This is a genomic window from Saccharopolyspora elongata (assembly GCF_004348985.1).
GTDB lineage: Bacteria > Actinomycetota > Actinomycetes > Mycobacteriales > Pseudonocardiaceae > Saccharopolyspora > Saccharopolyspora elongata.
In genome coordinates, this window is sequence record NZ_SMKW01000056.1 from 13224 (window position 1) to 29866 (window position 16643).

The 16643-nt window shown below is 68.9% G+C and carries 13 protein-coding genes and 2 pseudogenes; 5 read left to right on the top strand and 10 right to left on the bottom strand.

All coding sequences use genetic code 11. The features are described from left to right. The first annotated feature begins 508 nt into the window (after positions 1-508). Positions 509-1780 (top strand): C39 family peptidase, encoded by a 1272-nt coding sequence (locus E1288_RS31905; RefSeq protein WP_132491876.1) that lies wholly within the window; start codon positions 509-511, stop codon positions 1778-1780. Positions 1781-1963: 183 nt separating this feature from the next. Here the strand turns inward: E1288_RS31905 and E1288_RS31910 are convergent, their stop codons facing one another. Continuing rightward, the gene (locus E1288_RS31910; RefSeq protein WP_132491878.1) at positions 1964-2557 is read right to left on the bottom strand and encodes a protoglobin domain-containing protein; all 594 of its coding nucleotides are present in this window, start codon (positions 2555-2557) and stop codon (positions 1964-1966) included. Between the two features lie 321 nt (positions 2558-2878). Between E1288_RS31910 and E1288_RS31915 the strand changes: the two genes are divergently transcribed. After that, a complete protein-coding gene (locus E1288_RS31915) occupies positions 2879-3961 on the top strand; it encodes a sodium:calcium antiporter (protein WP_235883940.1) in 1083 nt (360 codons plus the stop codon). Between the two features lie 3 nt (positions 3962-3964). Here the strand turns inward: E1288_RS31915 and pqqC are convergent, their stop codons facing one another. The 3 genes from pqqC to E1288_RS31930 all read right to left on the bottom strand — a co-directional run bounded on the left by pqqC (position 3965) and on the right by E1288_RS31930 (position 7221). Then, complete coding sequence (gene pqqC, locus E1288_RS31920) at positions 3965-4648, bottom strand: pyrroloquinoline-quinone synthase PqqC (RefSeq protein ID WP_132491880.1); 684 nt, start codon at positions 4646-4648, stop codon at positions 3965-3967. Between the two features lie 236 nt (positions 4649-4884). Beyond that, complete coding sequence (locus tag E1288_RS31925; RefSeq protein ID WP_165968370.1) at positions 4885-6570, bottom strand: PQQ-dependent dehydrogenase, methanol/ethanol family; 1686 nt, start codon at positions 6568-6570, stop codon at positions 4885-4887. 186 nt (positions 6571-6756) lie between these two features. Then, positions 6757-7221, bottom strand: coding sequence for an MSMEG_3727 family PQQ-associated protein (locus E1288_RS31930; RefSeq protein ID WP_132491884.1), 465 nt, complete (start codon positions 7219-7221; stop codon positions 6757-6759). A 553-nt stretch (positions 7222-7774) separates the two neighbouring features. Here E1288_RS31930 and E1288_RS31935 point away from each other — a divergent pair. Together E1288_RS31935 and E1288_RS31940 are read left to right on the top strand one after the other, a co-directional pair. Then, a complete protein-coding gene (locus E1288_RS31935; protein ID WP_132491886.1) occupies positions 7775-9607 on the top strand; it encodes a phosphoenolpyruvate carboxykinase (GTP) in 1833 nt (610 codons plus the stop codon). Positions 9608-9776: 169 nt separating this feature from the next. Continuing rightward, positions 9777-11096: an MFS transporter gene (locus E1288_RS31940; RefSeq protein WP_132491888.1), complete on the top strand. Its 1320-nt coding sequence runs from the start codon at positions 9777-9779 to the stop codon at positions 11094-11096. 441 nt (positions 11097-11537) lie between these two features. Here E1288_RS31940 and E1288_RS31950 read toward each other — a convergent pair whose 3' ends face one another. The 5 genes and pseudogenes from E1288_RS31950 to E1288_RS48245 all read right to left on the bottom strand — a co-directional run bounded on the left by E1288_RS31950 (position 11538) and on the right by E1288_RS48245 (position 14557). Beyond that, a complete protein-coding gene (locus E1288_RS31950; protein ID WP_235883941.1) occupies positions 11538-12008 on the bottom strand; it encodes an Hsp20/alpha crystallin family protein in 471 nt (156 codons plus the stop codon). 82 nt (positions 12009-12090) lie between these two features. Beyond that, on the bottom strand, positions 12091-13377 hold the full coding sequence (locus tag E1288_RS31955) for a VanZ family protein (protein ID WP_165968371.1): 1287 nt from the start codon (positions 13375-13377) through the stop codon (positions 12091-12093). A 101-nt stretch (positions 13378-13478) separates the two neighbouring features. After that, entirely contained in the window at positions 13479-13649 is a 171-nt protein-coding gene (locus tag E1288_RS31960; protein ID WP_207954669.1) for a type 1 glutamine amidotransferase family protein, read from the bottom strand. 185 nt (positions 13650-13834) lie between these two features. Next, positions 13835-14200 (bottom strand): annotated as a pseudogene (locus tag E1288_RS48240) (zinc ribbon domain-containing protein); the annotation flags it as partial. Between the two features lie 177 nt (positions 14201-14377). After that, a complete protein-coding gene (locus tag E1288_RS48245) occupies positions 14378-14557 on the bottom strand; it encodes a hypothetical protein (RefSeq protein ID WP_207954671.1) in 180 nt (59 codons plus the stop codon). Between the two features lie 246 nt (positions 14558-14803). Between E1288_RS48245 and E1288_RS31975 the strand changes: the two are divergent. Next, a pseudogene (locus tag E1288_RS31975) lies at positions 14804-14974 on the top strand (transposase); the annotation flags it as partial. Between the two features lie 380 nt (positions 14975-15354). Here the strand turns inward: E1288_RS31975 and E1288_RS31980 are convergent. Next, positions 15355-16551: a CaiB/BaiF CoA transferase family protein gene (locus E1288_RS31980; RefSeq protein ID WP_132491894.1), complete on the bottom strand. Its 1197-nt coding sequence runs from the start codon at positions 16549-16551 to the stop codon at positions 15355-15357. Between the last annotated feature and the right edge of the window lie 92 nt (positions 16552-16643).

Here is a 16643-nt window from a genome sequence, read left to right on the forward strand (position 1 = left end):
CCACCTCCGCAGCCGCGCCTGCGCCGTCGCCCGGCCAGGCCGGTCGCTCCATCTCTTCGATTCCGGAATTCCGCGTCGTGGCAGGGCTTGGAGGTCTCGTCACCGCCGCATCGCGCGCGAGCACCTTCCGCCCCTGTCTTCCGGGCAGGACAAGGACGTTCCGCACGACCGGCGGTGACGATGATTCCGCTGGTCAGTTCCGCGAACGGCGCGCGTCGCTCTCCCCAGCACTTTCCAGGCCATGTCGCCGCAACCCCACACCGACACGGTTGAGCACCGTTGACCACAGCAGTCGGATTCGGCCGGGGCCCGGACTAGCGGGCTCGAGAATCCCCAGGTGCACTTTCCGGCCTATCCCGCCCTCACCGGCGGTTCGCACCCTAACAAACCGCGATCACGTTCCGCGTTCGACCCACCACCGAACGTCTCATGGTCGGCACCGAGCCGGAAACCTACACTCCGAAGGATCGAAGCGAACCGCGCGGGCGGTGCCGATTTGAGGTGTCCGATGCGAAATCCGGGAAAGATCTGGCTCGCCGGCGTGCTGGCGTCGACCGCGGTCTCCTGCACGCAACCCGCGCCGGCCGACGAACGGTCCGCCATCGACTTCCACCATTGGCGTTCCACGGCGGACTTCCAGTCCGGCAACGCCGAAGGCGTCCGCGGCGACGGGGCGGGAATCCGCATCGATCGCCCGATCGGCAGCATCGGGCATCCCGCCGCCGAAGGCGGCACGACGCGCGAGTACGAGTACTCGCGGTGGACGTCCCCACCGCACCGCATCGGCTTCGCGGCCACCCAACTGGTCGCGTCCTGGAACGCGGCCACCCCGCCCGGGACCTGGCTGCAGGTGGAGATGCGGGGCCGGACCGGCACGGGCGCGCAAACCGGCTGGTACGTGCTGGGCCGGTGGGCGTCCGGCGATGCCGACATCCACCGCACGAGCGTCGACGGCCAGTCCGACGCCAACGGCACCGTCAACGTCGACACCTTCACCGCCGGCCCTGGGACGACGCTGTCCGAGTACCAGCTCCGCGCCACGCTCTACCGCGCCACCGGAACTCCGGCGTCGCCGGAGTTGTCGATGGTCGGCGCCATGGCCTCGAAGATCCCGGACCGGTTCGAGGTGCCCACCTCCGGCCCCGGTGGAGCCTGGGGCGTCGAACTCCCGGTGCCGCGCTATTCCCAGAACATCCACAGTGGACACTATCCGCAGTACGGCGGTGGCGGCGAGGCGTGGTGCAGCCCCACGTCGACGGAGATGGTCATCGAGTACTGGGGAAAGCGGCCGTCCGCGCAGGAGCTGGCCTGGGTCGATCCGCAGCACCCCGATCCCGCCGTCGAGCACGCCGCGCGCCAGACGTACGACTACGCCTACGCCGGCACCGGGAACTGGCCGTTCAACACCGCGTACGCGGCCACCTACGGGCTGGAAGCGCACATCACCCGGCTGCCCTCGCTGGCCGACGCGGAACGGTACATCCGCAACGGCATTCCCGTGATCACGTCGCAATCCTTCCGCGCCGACGAGCTCGACGGCGCCGGCTACGACACCGACGGCCACATCATGGTCATCGTCGGGTTCACCACCGACGGGGACGTCATCGCCAACGATCCCGCCTCCTCCGACAATTCGGCGGTCCGCACGATCTACCCCCGAGCCGAGTTCGAGAACGTCTGGCAACGCACGAAACGCCGCGACGCCGCGGGCAAGGTCGCCGACGCCCCCGGCGGCATCGCCTACATCATCGCCCCGCCCGGCCACGCCCCCGCGCAATGACGCCCCGGCACCGCGCTCGGTCGGCGGTCAGTGACCTTCGGCGAGGGCCGCGCCGATGAATTTGGCCGTCAGCACCGCGAAGATGTAGGCCTGCACGTCATACCGCGTTGCGCGAGCCGTGGTGGACGGACCTACTCGGCGGCGGCCGATCCAGCACATGCAGGCTCAGGAAGATCAGGACGTTCACCAGTCGCCTTCGCGCGCGTACGGGCGGCTCCACAACGCCACCTGCAGCGTCACTGCCTTGAACCAGGCCTGGTACATGCGTTCGACGTCTTCTTCGCCGTGTCCCTTCGCGCTCAAGAACGGCCGGATCGTTGCCGTGATCGGGTAGATGAAGGCGATGATGTGGCGAAGCGGCACCCGGTCGACCGCATCGACGTGGTCGGTCTGGTCCTTCTTCGCCCGGGTATGGCGCAGCGCGATCTCTTGCTGGTAGTCGAGCCAGACGTCGTTGTACGGGCGCCTGCAGGTGTCGAGGATCCATTGCTCGAACCGCGCGCGGACCCGTTCCAGGTACTCCGAGTCCGGCGCGCCGCCGGGAGGCCCGAAGTAGGCGACCAGGTGCGGATGCGCGGCGACGTAGTCGTACCAGATGGCCACGACGTCGCCGACCTGGTCGGTGAGGACGTCACCGGCCATGCGCAGCGCCTGGTCGTCGGAGTCGGTCCACAGCAGCGTCTCCTTCAGCGCGTCCAGTTCGGCGATCGTGACCGGCGAGTGCTCGACCTGCGGCTCGCCGTACGTGTAGCCGGGAATGCGGTGTGCGGTGCCCATCGGATGCTCCCTCCTCGACAACCCATCGCCCTGCGGAGTACCCGGATCCCAGCGCCCCATGCCCTCAGCTCAGCCGGAGACCTGCGCGGCAGCGGATCGGCGCACTTCCTCCTCCACAGTGGACGATGTCGCCGGCGGGAGCCGCACGCATGGGCGAAGGTCGAGCCGCCGAAGCCCGGGCATGGCCTGGTCCGCCACGCAGAGCGAGTTTGGAAACAGCCTCTATAGCGATCCAACGCGCTCATGGCCTTCTGCCTGCGGAAACGTTGCACTCCTCGACCGGCAGTTCGAGTCCGCTCGACTTTCGAGGTGCAGGCGGACGTGCTGGACTGGATTCGGCGGGTGACGCGGCAGCTCCGGTGGGGTGAGGAGGCGCTTTCCGTCATGGCCTCGACATTCCTCTTCGTCGCCGGGGCGGTGTTGCTGATCTGCAGCGCCGAGAAGCTCATCGGGTACCTCGCCGGCGCCGCCTCCCGGCTCAGCATCTCGGTGTTCTTCCTCGCCGTCGTCTTCACCGGCATCGAGTTCGACGACATCGTGCTCGGCGTCGCGCTGAACCTCGAAGACCTCGAGGACGTTTCGCTCGGGCTCGTGCTCGGGACCGCGATCTCGTTCACCGGAATCGTGCTCGCACTCGCCGCGATCATCACTCCCGCCGCGGTGCGCGTCCCGCGCGACTACCTCGCCATCTTCGCGGCTGCGCCACTGGTGCTGGCCGCGTTCGCGCTGACCGCGCCGCTCACCGCCGTCCAGGGAGTGCTGCTGCTCGCGCTCTTCGCGCTGTTCCTCGGCTACATCCTCGTGCAGGAATTCCGGCGGGAAACACCGACGTTCCGCAACACCGAGGTGCGCGGCGAAACGGCGGAGGGAAACGCCCGGCCGGGCGGGGAATCCTTCTCCGACGAGATCCCGTTCGCCGCGGCCCGCAAGCGGCCCGGCTGGGCCAATCTCGGGCTGGCGGTGCTCGCGCTCGCCGGGCTCGTCGTCGGCGCCGCGGCGATGAGCACCGGCACCAAGGGCATCCTCCAGGACCACGGGATCGCGGGCACCGTGTTCGGCGCGACCATCGTCACCGTCGTGCTGACCATCGAGGACGTCTTCCTCACCGTGGAGCCGATCCGCAAGGGCGTGCCGGCGATCGGGATCGGGAACGTCATCGGGAGCCTCGTCTTCTCGGTCACTGCGAAGCTCGGCGTCATCGTGCTCTCGGGCGGCAGCATCGCGGTCGGCTCGGACGTGCTCCGGTGGCACCTGCCGGTGCTCGTCACCATGACCGTCCTCGCCGCGTACTTCCTGCACACCGGTCGGCTGAAGCGGTGGCACGGTTTCACGCTGCTCGGTTGCTACGTCGCCTACTGGGCCGTCAGCTTCGCCGTGTTCGGTGGCGTTCCGGTCGAGTCGTGACGATCAGTCCGGGTAGGCGTGGTCGATGGCGTCGAGGATGCTCCAGAGCACGTCGCACTTGAACGAAAGCGCCGCCACGGCGCGCGCCTGTTCGTCGGCGGACCGGCAGCGTTCGACCACCACTTGCAGGGCGTGTTCGGCGTCGCGCGGGGCCTGGGTCAGGCGGTCGCGGAAGTAGCCGAGGCCGTCGCGGTCGATCCAGGGGTAGCAGCGCTCGAACGCGGCGAGGCGCTCGGACATCAGATCGGGGGCGAAGAGCTCGGTCAGCGAGGACGCCACCGCCTCGGTCCACGGCCGCGTGCGGGCGAAGGTGACGTACGCATCGACGGCGAACCGCACCCCGGGGACGAGGTGGCGCTCCGATCGCACCTCCTCGCGGCTCAGCCCCACCGCCTCGGCCAGGCGCAGCCACGCCTCGATGCCGCCTTCCCCGCCCGCCGTGCCGTCGTGGTCGAGGATGCGCCGGACCCAGCGGCGCCGGACCTCGCGGTCAGGGCAGTTGGCGAGGATGGCGGCGTCCTTGCGGGGGATGTTCTGTTGGTAGTAGTAGCGGTTCGCCACCCATCCCCGGATCTGCTGCCGCCCCAGCAGACCCGCGTTCATCCTGATGTGGAACGGGTGCTGGTCGTGGTAGCGCTGCGCCTGGGCGCGCAGCGCGGCGGTGAAGCCGTCAGCGTCCGCGGTCACGGCACTACCACTCCGGGCGGCTTGGTCGTGTCTTATAAGCGGCGATAGCCGCTTGCGGTGTGGGACTCAACTCGCACCGCCGCGGGTTCACGGTGCCCACTCCTCTGGAGTTCTCCCAGCGAGGACAGCCCCGACGTGGTGAATTGGCATTCATGATGTCGGGGATCCCACAGCGAGGGGGCATCTGAGGTTCCGCCACCCGCACCGCCACACAAACCAATTTCGAAACACTCTCTCTAGTCCTGCGGCAGTGCGAAGGCGAAGAGGGCGTCGCCGTGCGGGGCTCCCAGCATCCCCGGCAGGAATCCCTCGACCCACGCGCCCCAGCCGACCGGCACCGCGACGAACTGCCTGCCGTCGACGCTGTAGGTCGTCGGGTTGCTGTGGTGGCCGCTGCCCGTCTGGAACTGCCACAGCAGCTCGCCACTGCGCGCATCGAACGCGTTGAATTCCCCGGTCGGTTCCCCGGCGAACACCACGTCGCCGCCGGTGGCCAGCACGGACGCGCACATCGGCACGTCGTTGCGCCAGCGCCACGACTCCCGGCCGGTGGCCGGGTCGAAGGCCGACACCGAGCCCGCCATGTCACCGGAATCCACCGTGACGCTCGCGCCCCAGTAGGGGATGCTCTCCTTGAACTCCCTGCGCCGCCGCGTGACCATGGCTCCGACGTCCTGCACCGGCACGTAGAACAGCTCCGTCCGCGGGCTGTAGGCCGCGTGCGTCCATTCCTTGCCGCCGGCCGGTCCCGGCCAGAAGCGGACCTCCACCCCCTCCTCGTCCGGGTAGATCTTCGGGGTCACCTTGCCGTCCGGGTCGATCTCGCCCCAGGTGATCCGGTCCACGAACGGCGCCACCCGGACCAGTTCGCCGTTCGTGCGGTCGAGGACGAAGAAGTACCCGTTCTTGTCGAAGTGGGCCAGCAGCTTCCGGCCTTCCAGCTCGAACAGGATGTGCTCCATCGTGCTGTCGTAGTCCCACAGGTCGTGCGGGTTGTACTGGTAGTGCCAGCGGATCTCGCCGTTGTCCGGGTTCACCGCGACGACGCTGTCGGTGTAGAGGTTGTCGCCCTCGCGGACGGCGCCGTCGAAGTCCGGCGCCGGGTTGCCGGTCCCCCAGTACATGAGGTTCAGCTCCGGGTCGTAGGTGCCGGTGACCCAGCAGTTCCCGCCGCCACGCGTCCACGCCGGGCCGTCCGGCCAGGTCTCGGAGCCCGGCTCGCCCGGCTTCGGCACCGTGTAGGTCCGCCAGACGTGCCGCCCGGTCTCCAGGTCGAAGGCGTCGATGTGGCCGCGCACGCCGAACTCGCCGCCGGAGCTGCCGACGATGACCAGGTCCTTCACCACCAGCGGAGCGAGCGTCGCGCTCTCCCCCGCCCGCACGTCGCCGTAGATCGCGTCCCAGACGCACCTGCCGTTGGTGGCGTCGAGCGCGAGCAGGTGGGCGTTCGGGGTCACGAAGAAGACCTTCCCCTTCGCGACCGCGACCCCGCGGTTCACGTTGCCGCAGCACAGCGACGTGTCGTACGGGACCTCGTGCTTGTACCGCCACAGCTCCTGCCCGGTCCGGGCGTCCAGGGCCCAGGCCCAGCCGTCCCAGCCGGAGACGAACATGACGCCGTCCACGACGACCGGAGCGGCCTCGAAGGAATAGGTCGACGCACCCGCGTGCATCCCGGCCGAGCCGGACTGGAAGACCCAGGCGGGGACGAGGCGCCGGACGTTCTCCGCGTTGATCTGGTCCAGCGGGCTGTACCGCTGGCCGTCGTAGGCGCCGTAGTAGGTGAGCCAGTTCTGCGGCTCCGAGCGGGCCTCAAGAATGCGTTCGTACGTGACGTTCTGGACCACCGGCGGCGCAATACCGGCCAGGCCGCTCAGCGACGCCTGGCTCACGGCATGCCCTGCCTGCACGTATTCCGCCATCACCCGCTCCTTCCTGGATCGTGTTTCAAGAGTGGTTCGCGTGGCGGTGCGGGTGGCGGCCCCCTGCGGGGATTGCGGCCGGCTTCTCGCCGAGAACCCCGACGGGGTGGGCACGGCCTGAGAACCCGCGGCGGCGCAAGTCGAGTCCCACACCGCAAGCGGCTACCGCCGCTTTCGAACAGAGCCCTAGGGCCGTGGCTGGGCCGGGCGGTCGAGGCGGGCGTGATCCGGAACGTCGCCGAGGACGGCGATCACGCCGACCAGGCCGCGGCCCTCGTCGTTGCCGATGGGGGACGTGTACCAGTAGTAGCCCGGGCCGTCGAGGTTGAGGCTCGCCGTGCCGCGCGACTGGACCGGCAACCAGATGAACTGCCGGTCGCCGTTGCTCGGCAGCAGCGCGCAGTGCGTGTTCTGGTCGTCGTTGACGAGCTCCAGTTCGAGGTCGCCGCCGTGCGGCATGACGAGGATCGACGGATCCCAGACCAGTTCGTCGACCGGGATCCGGACCCGCGCGTGCATGCGGCCGTCGGCGTCCTCCTCCGCGTGCCCGAGGCCGCCGTGGGCGACCAGCCGCCCCAGCGACGCCCCGTTCTGCTTGTCCAGTCCGAGTTCGCTCACCAGTGCCGACAGCTCCCCTGAGGCGGTCGCCATCGCATTCACCTCCTAGCCCCGAGGCAACGCCCGTGCACCCGGTTCGCGGTGGCCGACCTCCAGCGCAGGATCGACCGCCGTCGAGAAGCTCCCGGAAGGCGCGAAGGCGCGCCGGACGAAGGGGGCGGCCGGGAAATGCCGCAGGGGCTTCGACACCGGTTGCTTCGCGCAACCGGCATGCGCCGACCTCGCCTGGGCCACCCGACACCTCCCCGTCGCGTGGATCCCATTGCAGGTGCAGGATAGCTCTGCCGCAGCGACTTTCGTAAGCCGATCCGAGGAGCGGAAACGCATTGCCGCGCAAGGGGAAACGATCAGCCGCACGACCGTGACGGGTGCGGCGGACGAGGCGAACGCGGGTGCGACGGAGCATTTGCGATGTTCGTCGAGCGCGCAGATGATGAAAGCGCCATTCCGCGGAGCTTCGACGAGCTGTGGGGACGATGACCGCGAAGGCCCGGAACCGGTGGCGTCGACCGCTGGACGACCTGGGCACTGGCGGCGGGCACCATCGTCCACAGTGCACTATCGCGCCGCCGCAAGGAGACCCACGATGACCACCACCGCGATCCCCGGCCTGGACCAGGCACCGACCGCCCCCCGGGCCCTCGTGGCGTGGGTGCGGGAAGTGGCCGAACTGACGACCCCGCAGCAGGTGGTGTGGTGCGACGGCAGCGACGAGGAGTGGCGCCGGCTGACCACCGAGCTCGCCGCGGCGGGCACCCTGGTGCGGCTGGCGGCGAAGCCGAACTCGTTCTGGGCCGCCTCCGACCCCGGCGACGTCGCGCGCGTGGAGGACCGCACCTTCATCTGCTCGCGGCGCGAGGAGGACGCCGGGCCCACCAACAACTGGATGGACCCGGCGGCGATGAAGTCGACCATGACGGAGCTCTACCGGGGCTGCATGCGCGGTCGCACCATGTACGTGATCCCGTTCTGCATGGGCCCGCTGGACGCCGAGAGCCCCAAGCTGGGCGTGGAGATCACCGACTCCGCCTACGTGGTGCTCTCGATGCGCGTGATGACCCGGATGGGCACCGGGGCGCTGGAGAAGTTCATCGGCCGCGACGGCGGCGAACGCGAGTTCGTCAAGGCCCTGCACTCCGTCGGGGCGCCGCTGGAGCCGGGCCGGGCCGACGTGCCGTGGCCCTGCAACCCGACGAAGTACATCAGCCACTTCCCCGAGGAGCGGGCGATCTGGAGCTTCGGCTCCGGCTACGGCGGGAACTCGCTGCTGGGCAAGAAGTGCTACTCGCTGCGCATCGCCTCGGCCATGGCCCGCGACGAGGGCTGGCTGGCCGAGCACATGCTCATCCTCAAGCTGACCTCGCCGCACGGCACGGTCCACTACATCGCCGCGGCGTTCCCCAGCGCGTGCGGCAAGACGAACCTGGCGATGCTGCAGCCCACCGTGTCCGGCTGGACGGCCGAAACGCTCGGCGACGACATCGCCTGGATGCGCTTCGGCGACGACGGCCGGCTCCGCGCGGTCAACCCCGAGTTCGGGTTCTTCGGCGTCGCCCCGGGTACCGGCTACCACACCAATCCGGTGGCCATGCGGACCATCGAGCAGGGCAACACCATCTTCACCAACGTCGCGCTCACCGACGACGGCGACGTCTGGTGGGAGGGCATGACCGAGCAGCCGCCGGCGCACCTGACCGACTGGCGGCGCCGCGACTGGACGCCGGGCGGCGGCGAGCCGGCCGCCCACCCCAACTCCCGGTTCTGCACCCCCATCGAGCAGTGCCCGGTCGTCGCCCCGGAGTGGAACGACCCCGAGGGCGTGCCGATCTCGGCGATCCTCTTCGGCGGCCGCCGGGCCACCACGATTCCGCTGGTCACCGAGTCGCGCGACTGGGCGCACGGGGTGTTCATGGGCGCCACCCTGTCCTCGGAGACCACGGCCGCCGCCACCGGCGAGGTCGGCGTCGTCCGCCGCGACCCGATGGCGATGCTGCCGTTCATGGGCTACCACGCCGGCGACTACCTCGGGCACTGGCTGACCACCGGCGCACGGGCCGAACCGGCGAAGCTGCCCAAGATCTTCCACGTCAACTGGTTCCGCCGCGGCGAGGACCGCCGCTTCCTGTGGCCGGGGTTCCGGGAGAACTCGCGGGTCCTGGCGTGGATCATCGGCCGGGTCGAGGGCACCGCGAACGCCGCGGAGACCCCGGTCGGCCTGGTCCCGGCGGCGACCGACCTCGACCTGACCGGGCTCTCTACCGACCCGGCAGACGTCGAGGCGGCGCTCGCGGTCGACGCGGCGGAGTGGCGGGCCGAACTCCCGCTGATCGAAGAGTGGTTCGCCACCATCGGCGAAAAGCTCCCCGGCACCCTCCGGGAGCAGCTGGCCGGGCTCCGCGAACGCCTGGCCGGGAGCTGACGCGCCACTGGTCCACTGAGGACACTCGTGCACCTCCGCGCCGCCGGCGCGGGGGTCCCCGATCGCAACGAGTCGGATACGGGTCTTCGGCGTACTTGACAGCCCGGGTGCGGGATTGCAGGCTTTCGATCCAAAGTTGGTTGAGTGGCTCGGCCAATGGAGGCTCGTCATGTCGAACGGCACCGATTCCCATCGGACGCACCGCCGCCGCGCCGTCATCGCCAGCACGGTCGGCACGACGATCGAGTGGTACGACTTCTTCCTCTACGGGACCGTCGCCGCCCTGGTGTTCCCCAAGATCTTCTTCCCGGGCAGCTCCCCCAGCGCCGGTGTGCTCGAATCGTTCAGCACCTTGTTCGTGGGCTTCGCCGCGCGCCCGGTCGGCGCCGCGATCTTCGGGCACTACGGCGACCGGATCGGCCGCAAGGCCACCCTGGTCACCACGCTGCTGCTCATGGGCATCGCCACGGTGCTCATCGGCATGCTTCCCGGGTACGCCACGCTCGGCTTCGCCGCGCCCGTGCTCCTGGTGGTACTGCGCATCGGGCAGGGCATCGGCGTTGGCGGCGAGTGGGGCGGTTCGGTGCTGATGGCCATGGAGTGGGGCTCCGAGTCCCGCCGCGGCCTGATGGCGAGCCTGCCGCACCTCGGCGTGCCGCTCGGCCTGCTGCTGTCCACCGCCGCGGTGGGGGTGGCCAGCGCGGCGAGCGGCGACGCGTTCGAGACCTGGGGCTGGCGGGTGCCGTTCCTGCTCAGCGTCGTCCTGATCGCGATCGGCCTGTGGGTGCGGATGCGGGTGCTGGAGAGCCCCGACTTCGCCGCGGTGAAGCGGCAGCAGGCGGTCGAGCGGCAGCCGGTGTGGGCCGCGATCCGCAAGCACCCGAGGGAGATCCTCACCTCCGCGTTCGTGCGGCTGGCCGAGCAGGCGCCGTTCTACCTGTTCATCACGTTCGTGCTGACCTACGGCACGAAGCACCTGGAGATGCCGCGCGGCGAGCTGCTCAACGCCACGCTGGTCGCCGCCGCGGTCGGCCTGATCAGCGTTCCGCTGTTCGGCCACCTTTCGGACCGCTTCGGTCGCCGGCTCATCTACGGCATCGGCATCGTGTGCACCGGCCTGTACGCCTTCCCGTACTTCGCGCTGCTGGACACCCGCTCCTCGGGCCTGGTGCTGCTGGCCATCGTCGTGTCGCTGATCGTGCACGACGTCATGTACGGCCCGCAGGCGGCGCTGATCGCGGAGAGCTTCGGCACCAACATCCGCTACAGCGGCGCCGGTCTCGGCTACCAGCTCGCCTCGGTCATCGCGGGCGGCCCCGCACCGCTGATCGCGGCGGCACTCCTGCAGTCCACCGGCTCCAGCGCCGGGATCAGCTGGTACATCGTGTTCTGCTCGGTCATCTCGCTGATCGCGCTGCTGCTGATGCCCCGCCGGTCGGCGCCTCCCGCCATGTCCGCGCAGGCCGACCCGGAGCGCATGGAGGCATGACCCGGCAACAGCCCCGGGCCCGTGTGTGCTTTGTGCTGCTATAGCAACACAAAACACACACGGGCCCGTTCCGCCGGCACCGCGAGCCGCCGTCAACGCGTTTCCATACAGGCAGGTCGTCGACCCGTTCGGCGACGTCCTGGGCATCATGCACAACCAGCACTACCTCGACGTCCTGGCTTCCCGGGGCCGGATTCCAGTAACCGGCGGGTCCCGATCCGCCGCGAAGTCGCCTGGGGCCACGACGATTTCGCGCGAAATCGTCATCCCTCAGGCGTGGAGTGCGGCGATTTCGCGCGAAATCGCCGCACTCCACTGCGCTCGCGGCCTCATGCGGCGCCGCGGATCCGGTCCGCGAGCTTCCGCTGCGTGCCGGTGGACCGCGCGCTCCGGGCGATCAGGTGAGCGAGAAGAAGAAAACAGTCCAATGTAGACGTCGGATCACTTGATCTCGATGCGGCGCGAAGTGCTGTCCTTGCTCTTGGGCACCTTCACCGAGAGCACGCCGTCCATGAGATTGGCCTCGATCTCGTCCGCGTCGACCTCGCCGGGCAGGCTGCCGCGGAACGAGAAGCTCCCGGTGCGCCGCATCTTGCGCCGCAGCACCCCGGTGCGCTCCTTCTCCTTCAGCTCGCCCGTGATCCACAACTCCTGGCCGCGCACCTCGACCCTGATGTCGTCCCGCGCCACGCCGGGCAGGTCCACCTCGAACAGGTAGGCGCTCTCGGTCTCCTCCAAGTCGACCATCGGCTGCCACGCGACGCCGGTTCGCGTCATGGCCCACCCGGGGTCGAAGAGCTGCCCCATGCGGTCCCAGAGCTCCTCCAACTCGCGGAACGGCTCCTGCCACGCATCCGGTGCCCCACCCCACTCCCGGCGTTCGCCGCGCCGGGCGGGCATCCGCTCAGCCATGCCGATCCCTCCCCACAACACGTGCGTTCCGACCTCGGCCTACCCTCCGGCGCGGCGACACCAAACCGCCCGCGGACGGCTGTCAGCGCTCGATCGCCGTGGTCTCCTCGGCATCGGTGTCGGCGTCGGTGTCGGCGTCGGTGTCTGTGCTGGTGTCGGGCTGCGGAGTGCGTGCGCGCTTGTGCGGCAGGGCGACGTTGCTGACCCCGGAGAACCGCTCGTGCAGGCCGTGGTGCTTGGGGTGGCGCCACAGGGCGACGAAGAACACGACGGGCAGCAGGCAGACCAGCCCGAACATCGCGGCGGCCACCAGCAGTTCCACCACGTGATCCCCGCTGATCAGGTCCAGCGCCAACGACGGCACCTCGGACAGGCGGTCCAGGCCGGCCCCCATCACCCGGAACAGCGCCGCAACGGCGACCAGCACCGTCATGCCCGTGACCACCGGGATCGGCAGCAGCGGGATGGCCAGCACCACGGCCCGCAGCAGCAGCCGCCACAGCTCGGGCCGCTTCCCGTCCGGGCCGACCATCTTGAGCAGCAGCAGCCTCTTGCCCGGCGTGCCGCCCAGCCACCACGGCAGCAGCACGAACCAGAGCGCCACGGCCAGCACCATGCCGAGCAGCCAGCTGGACGAGTTGAAGACCACCACGCAGAACAGGGTCGTGAACAGCATGACGAACGGCAGCGCGCACAGGTCGATCAGCAGCGCCAGGAATCGCCTGCCCAGCGGCACCGGACGTCGTGCCAGCGCCGCGTCGTCCAGGTTGTCCAGGGTCGGCAGCCAGCGGGTCAGCGGCCCCGCGATGGCCCAGCCGATCATGGCCCCGCCGGTGTTGGCGATGAGATCGTCCACATCGAACAGCCGGTACGGGCACTCGTAGACGCCCCACAGGCCGGAAAGCTGGGTGAACTCGAAGAACAGCGAGGCGCCGAGGCCGATCGCCGAGGCGGCGGCGAAGTTCAGCCGGAAGTGGAAGCGCAGGTAGACGCCCAGCGGGAGCAGCAGGAGCAGGTTCAGCAGGGTCTCCAGCACCGCCGGGTTGTGGATCACCAGCGCGCTCAGGGTGACCTGCCCCTCCGCCTCCTTCCAGATGTCGGCGAAGGTGTTGCCGGGCACCAGCTGCGGATGCGCGACCCTGGGGTACTTCGCGCACACGTCGACCGACGGGCCGGGCAGCGGCACGACGGTCATGAAGAACGCGGTGAGCGAGTAGAACAGGAAGCTGTAGAAGGACAACGACCGCCAACTGGTCATGACGCCGTGCCGGCGGTAGGTCACCACCGCCGCGGGCACGAACAACACCAGGGCGAGCAGTGGGAAGACGATCAACGCAGTTTTGATCGGCAGCAGATAAGCGCTGGGCACGACGCACATCATTTCCGGAAGCGGAATGACGGGTCAAATCGTGATATTCGGCCCCGAGTCCCGGTGACCGAGGTCACCGACCGGTCGAATCGTTTTCGGCGTCACACCGCGGCCAGTTGCCGGACCACCGCCTCGCCGACGGCTTTGGCGCTGCCGGGATTCTGGCCGGTGATCAGCCGGCCGTCCTCGACGACGTAGGCCTCGAACGGTTCGTCCGCGGTGCGGTAATCGGCGCCGAGCTTCGCGAGTTCTTCCTGGAGGTTGTACGGCACGGCGTCGGCGCGATTCGGGTACTCCGGAACATTCTTGACTGCTCCCTTCCCTGAAGGAAAGGGGATTCTTGGTCCCGTTGCCTTCGGGTGTAGGGGATTCCTGGCTCAAGCTGCCTGACCAGGCTTCGCCTGGTCAGGTCTTCTACTCTCAGCACCAGCCGGGTACAGCCCAGCCCGGACCAGCATCACGTGCGCGGAGTTTTGCCTCTCGAGGAGACCGTTCCGCACGCGGTGCAGGTGTAGGTACGTTCTGACAGCGGGAGTGCGTGCTTGGCTCTCGCTCCGCACACCGCGCAGTCCTTCGTCGTGTTCTTCGGGTCCACCAGCACAACCGTTCGGCCGTGCTTACGCCCCATCATCACAAGTTCGTTCTTCGTCGCTGAGATCGCGGCATCGGCGGCCTTGCGAGCCATCGTGGTCTTGGACAGGAACTTCGGCCGGAAGTCCTCGACCGCGATCGCATCGTGGTCGGTCACGACCCGCTTGGCCCAGGCGCGGGCCGTGTCCTGGCGTTGCCGGGCTATCTTGGCGTGGGCCTTCGCGGCCTGCTTGCGAGCCCTGGCGGTAGCCCTTGGACGACGGCTTTCCCTTGGGCGGCCTGCGTCGGGCCATCATCCGCTGATAACGCGCCAGCTTCGCAGCTGCCTTCTTGCCGTGCTCGGCGTGGGGTAGGTCATGGTCATCGCTGGTGGTGGTAGCGGTCTCTGCCACACCCCAATCAATCCCGATCACCTTGCCGGTTCCGGGGAGCGGCTGGATTTCGCGAAGTCCCGGATGATCTGCTGCTGCGGCACCGACGCACCCGCACGAAGCCACTCGTGTTCGCCACGCCACCCCGTCAGGAGCTTGTCCAGGTGCGCGGGCCCGCACTTCTCGCCGTCGCGGTACGCCTGCCGGGAGGTGGCCACGCACTGGTTCCACACCCACCGGCACCGGTCCCACTCACCAAGCAGGGATCGCAATGCAGTGCGGGACAGACGGAGACGATAGGTGTACCGGGCATGCCCTGAACCCGGCGCCACCTCGCCACCCACTCCCATGAACATCACCATAGAGGTTGGCTTATGGAGACCAACAACGGGTTCCTCACAGGCGCAGACACGTCGTTTTCCTCATGCACGCTCACTTGGTTTTCGCCACCAAGTACCGGCCCCCTCAAAGGCGTCTCGTCTCGGCCGCTGCGCAAGGAGTTCGAAGACCTACAGTTCGCATACTGACAGGATGTTCACCTCTGATCGGGGTCGTACCTTGCGGGATCGGTTGGAGGTGCGCCGATCTCCGCGGTACGCCAGTACATCGACCAGCAAGCCCGACCCATCGTCTAGCGGGCCACTCGCGCGGGAGTTGACACGCTTCCCCTATCCTATAATAAAGGACGGGGTACCCGCGCTACGTTCCTCCGTTGGCGACGATCAGAATCCTGTTCTTCCTGGCCATTTCCGATTCATCCCCCGCATCCCGAAGCGCCCCGACGGACACCGCTCACCAGAAGCCGGGCTCGGGTACGCGCCAGGCTAGCCCTGACGAAGTCCCGTCGCGAAACCGCGATCCCACGCCCGTTCCCGTGATTGATTCACGGGAAACTGGCGCTCGTACTATTCGCGTCGCGCAGTACTTCACGCCCGCTGCCCACCGGCGCTCCTGGTGACCCGTGTGAAGTTTGTGCTGCTATAGCAACACAAAACATGCACGGCTGACGTTGTGGCTAGGCGTCGGTGCTCCGGGCGATGTCGGCCTCGATCAGCTCCGCGATCTGGTCGGGCGTGTAGCCCAGGGAGGCGAGGATCCGGCGGGTGTCCGCACCTTTCTCGCGCGGCGCGGTGCGGACCTCGCCGGGCGTTCGGCCGAGTTTGATCGGGATTCCGGTGCCCCGGTAGCCGTCCCGCTCCACCACCATGTTCCGGTGCAGCACCTGCGGATCGGTCAGCGCTTCGCCCACGTCGTGCACCGGCGTCGCCGGCACGCCGCGGTCCAGCAGCTTGCGGGCCAGGTCGTGGCGGCGGTGGGCGGCGATCCGCTCGATGATCAGCGGGCGCAGCTCCGCGACGTTGCGGACCCGGTCGGCGTTCGTCGCGAACCGCGCTTCGTCGGCGATGTCCGGGATGCCGAGCAGCTCCGCGAAGTGGCGGAACTGGCGGTCGTTGCCGACCCCGATGAAGATCTGCCCGTCCTCGGCCTCGAAGGTGTCGTACGGGGCGATGGAGGGGTGCGCCGATCCGGTGCGCTGCGGAAGCTTCCCGGAGACCAGCCAGCCCGGAGAATGCGGGTGCAGCAACGAAATCGCCGTGTCGAGCAGCGTGCAGTCCACCAGCTGGCCGCGCCCGGTGGCGTGCCGGTCGTGGAGCGCGAGCAGCACGCCGGAGAACGCATAGATCCCGGTCACCATGTCCACAATGGGCACTCCGACGCGCAGCGGCGGCCCCGACGGTTCGCCGTTGATGCTCATCAGCCCGCCGTAAGCCTGCAGGATCGCGTCGTAGCCGGGCATGCCGCCCATCGGCCCGTCGACGCCGAAACCGGTGATGCGGCAATGGATCAGGCGGGGGTAGCGCTCCGCGATCGCCTCGTCGGAGAAGCCCCACTTGGCCAGCGTGCCCGCCTTGAAGTTCTCCACCACGACGTCCGCGTCCCGCAGCAGCTCGTCGAGCACCCGCTGCCCGCCCGGCGAGGCGAAGTCCAGGCAGATGTTGTTCTTGTTGCGGTTGATACCGGTGTGGTAGGCGCTCATGGTCTCGCTGACGAACGGCGGCCCCCAGGTGCGCGTGTCGTCGCCCGCGGGCGGCTCGACCTTGATCACCTCGGCGCCATGGTCGGCCAGCATCTGGGTGCACAGCGGACCGGCGAGGATGCGCGACAGGTCGAGGACGCGAACGCCGCGGAGGCTGCCGTTCGGTGCGGTCATGGCGAAGATCCCCGTTTCGATCAGTGGTTGCGGAACTTCCTGCGCGCAAGGCGGCCCGGACATACATAAGGAGGGGCACCCACAGACCAGGG